Source organism: Stenotrophomonas sp. S49, from assembly GCF_016624905.1.
GTDB lineage: Bacteria > Pseudomonadota > Gammaproteobacteria > Xanthomonadales > Xanthomonadaceae > Stenotrophomonas.
In genome coordinates, this window is record NZ_JACVUD010000164.1 from 1 (window position 1) to 3,051 (window position 3,051).

The following is a 3,051-nucleotide window of genomic DNA, read 5'->3' on the forward strand; positions in this document are numbered from 1 at the left end:
GGCCCGGCGCTACCGAAGATGGGCCTGCCGCATCTGCCTTGGCCGCGGCGCTGCGCCCGGCCCATGGCCGCCAACGGCCGTCGCCGCTGACCCCGTTCAGCGCCGCCGCGCCGGTCACGTCGGCCGGCCATGCGACAATGACCGGCCTGATCCAGCCACGGTAACTTCCGGCGTGACCGAAACTGTCGCCGCCCCCCGCAAGCTCGATGACGCCTTGAAGGACGCGATCCGCAAGGCCTATACGACGCTGCAGGCCAACACCCCCGGCTTCTCTACCCGCCGCTCGCAGAGCCAGATGATCGGCGTGGTGTCGCGCGCGCTGTCCACCAGTGGCGGCGTGGGCGTGGTCGAAGCGCCGACCGGCGTCGGCAAGAGTCTGGGCTACCTGACCGCAGGCGTGCCGATCGCGCTGGCCAGCAAGAAAAAGCTGGTCATCAGCACCGGTACCGTGGCGCTGCAGTCGCAGCTGGTCGAGCGCGACATTCCCAATTTCCTCAAGGCCACCGGCCTGGAAGCGACCGTGGCGCTGGCCAAGGGCCGCACCCGCTACCTGTGCACGCGCAACGCCGCCGAAGCGCAGGGCGAGGGCGCCCAGGGCGGCATGTTCGAAGACGAGGCGCCGCTGTACGACCGGCCGCTGGCGCCCATCGAAATGGATATCGCCAAGCGCCTGTCCGATGCCTTCACCAGCGGCAGCTGGGACGGCGACATCGACAACGCGCCGGAAACCATCAGCCCCGGCCTGCGCAGCCGCATCACCACCCCGGCCTCGGCCTGTGCCGGCCGTCGCTGTGCGTACTCGGCGCAGTGCGCGGTGCTGCGCTCACGCAACACCGTGCGCGATGCGCAGATCGTGGTGACCAACCACGCCCTGCTGCTGTCGGCGCTGTCCATTGGTGACAGCGACAACGGCCAGCCGATGATCGCCGCGCCGTCGGACATGCTGCTGGTGCTGGACGAAGGCCACCACATCGGCAACGTGGCCATCGACCAGGGCGCGGCCAGCCTGGCCCTGGACGACATGGCCAAGCGCGTCGGTCGCCTGCAGATCCTGATTGCCGGTGCGTACCGCGCGGTCGACAAGGACCGCCTGGGCAACCTGCTGCCGAACGAGGCCATCGACGTGGCCAGCAACGTGGCCAAGCAGCTGCGCGCCTTCCGCGACCACGTGGAAGCGGTGTGGATGCCGGCGCCGGCCGACGAAGAGCCTATGTGGCGCGCCGCCAACGGGCGCCTGCCCGAGGCCTGGCGCGAACCCATCGAAGCGCTGGCCGACGACACCCGCAGCCTCTACAACTGGGCCCACGCCGCCACCGCACAGGTGGCCAAGGGCAAGCCGGACGACGCTGCGCGAGAGCGCCTGCAGCGCAACCTGGGCATGGCCCTGGAAATGATCGAGCAGCAGTACAACCTGTGGCAGGCCTGGCGCCGCGAGGACAAGGACGGCGCGCCACCCACCGCGCGCTGGGTCACCGCCACCCGCGATGGCGACCTGGTGCTGCACGGCTCACCGGTGTCGGCCGCGCACGTGCTGCGCAAGCTGCTGTGGGATGAAGTGGATTCGGTGGTGATGACCTCGGCCACCCTGACCGGCGGCGGTGATTTCCAGTCGCTGGCCATCGACAACGGCATTCCGCCGGAAGCGGAAATGGTGTCGCTGGCCTCGCCGTTCGACCTGCCCAACCAGGCCGAACTGATCGTGCCGAAGTTCCCGGTCACCCCCGACGACCGCGACGGCCATCCGCGCGAAGTCGCCCGTTACCTGGACACCGAACTGGACTGGGCCAAGGGCTCGATGGTGCTGTTCACTTCGCGCTGGAAGATGGAAAAGGTGGCCGGCCTGATGTCGGCCGCGCGCCGCAAGCAGGTGCTGGTGCAGGGCGAAATGTCCAAGACCCGGCTGATTGACGAACACCTGCGCCGGGTGGCCGCCGGCGAAGGCTCGGTGCTGTTCGGTCTGAACTCGTTCGGCGAAGGCCTGGATCTGCCCGGTGAAGCCTGCACCACGGTGGTCATCACCCAGGTGCCGTTCGCCGTGCCCACCGACCCGCAGACCGCCACCCTGAGCGAATGGGTGGAAGCGCGCGGCATGAACGCCTTCAACCTGATCGCCATCCCGCACGCGCTGCGCACGCTCACCCAGTTTGCCGGCCGCCTGATCCGCACCTCCACCGACACCGGCCGGGTGATCATTCTCGATTCGCGCCTGCTGACCCGCCGCTACGGCAAGCGCATCATCGACGCACTGCCGCCGTTCAAGCGGGTGATCGGCTGACCCCCGCAAGCACGCCCACCCTCAACCGCCTTCCGGCTTCCGGCACACGGTTCCATACGCTTCCAGATAGGGCTTGCCGAAGCAGCGCCGCAAGCCGTCGAGCACATCGAGGTTCGGCGGCCAGGCGACATCGACCTTCTGCCCGCCGGCGGTGGTGAAGTGGAAACGACCGTCCTTGATGTTCTGCGCCATTTCCGGCGGCGACGGCAGTGCGACCAACCGCGCACGCGCGTCTTCCAGACCGCGACGGTCCTGGCGCAGGAACGCGACCATCCCATCCACGTAGGCATTCCAGTAGCCGGGATCACCCTGGCCAGCAGGCTTGCGGCTGCGCTCCATCAGCGCGATCGCCTGTTCGGTCTGCCCCAGCTCCGCACGCATCTGGCCTTCGTGCCAGGTAATGATGGTCCTGCCCGCCGCCTTGGGCTGCGCCGCATACGCCGCCAGCAGGTCGGCGGCCTCGCGCTGGCAGCCGCGGTCGGCCAGCGGGCGCCAGCCACCTTCCAGATCCTGGTCGAACGCATCCGGCTCCATCGCCAGCATGGCATCGCGGTCGTAGCTGCAGTCCGGCGCCTTCGGCGGTTCCGGTGCCGCGCCCAGCGCAGCGGCAAGGGCAATGGAAAGCAACGTCATCACAACCTCCGTGTTGGTGTTGCGTCCTACCTTACCGGGGTCAGAGCCCTTTCTGCGAGAGGGATCCGACCCCCTGCCGCGATCCGGGGGGGGGGGCCGGCGGCCGGGGGGGGGGGGGCCCCCCCCCCCAAAAAAAAACCCCC

At 69.2% G+C, this 3,051-nt stretch carries 2 protein-coding genes; one reads left to right on the top strand and one right to left on the bottom strand.

The genetic code is table 11. The features are described 5' to 3' along the window. Positions 1–172: 172 nt before the first annotated feature. Positions 173–2,275, top strand: coding sequence for an ATP-dependent DNA helicase DinG (gene dinG, locus IAE58_RS19785; protein ID WP_108754518.1), 2,103 nt, complete (start codon positions 173–175; stop codon positions 2,273–2,275). Positions 2,276–2,296: 21 nt separating this feature from the next. On the opposite strand, the gene IAE58_RS19790 is transcribed toward dinG, so the two are convergent. Then, a complete protein-coding gene (locus IAE58_RS19790) occupies positions 2,297–2,908 on the bottom strand; it encodes a hypothetical protein (RefSeq protein ID WP_199934761.1) in 612 nt (203 codons plus the stop codon). Positions 2,909–3,051 lie beyond the last annotated feature (143 nt).

Bases quoted from the DNA above. Each gene is read 5' to 3' on its own strand.
- IAE58_RS19790 (WP_199934761.1), bottom strand. From the start codon at position 2,908: ATGACGTTGCTTTCCATTGCCCTTGCCGCTGCGCTGGGCGCGGCACCG.